General features: G+C 36.5%; 1 protein-coding gene. It reads left to right on the top strand.

What is annotated here, in order from left to right:
* Positions 1–95: IS3 family transposase (locus tag K9V48_RS28735; RefSeq protein ID WP_224141067.1), on the top strand; the 95-nt coding region annotated here is incomplete at its 5' end.
* Positions 96–351 lie beyond the last annotated feature (256 nt).

A 351-nucleotide genomic window follows, 5' to 3' on the forward strand; every position in this document is an offset into this window, starting at 1 on the left:
ATATAGAGTATTATAATATCAAGCGTATAAAGAAAAAATTGGCAGGCATGAGTCCCGTTCAATACCGGATTCATACCAGCCAATTAGCTGCTTAATATAAAACTCTAACTTTTAGGGGTCACCTCAATCTAAGGGGTTTTTTGATTGCCGATAATGCTTCATTATGTTAACTGAATTTGTATAGAGCATTCATTCGATCCTTTGGAATCTTCTTCTGCTAACTAGCAGCATTCCTGTAATGAAGAAAAATGAGGTTTGAACAAAAAATAAACCTCTTGGTATGATATGAGTGTCCAAAAGCTGGCCAGCGAAAAGGACAAAAACATATATACCAGGAGGTCTTCGACCATG

The sequence above is a fragment of the Metabacillus rhizolycopersici genome (genome assembly GCF_020075705.1).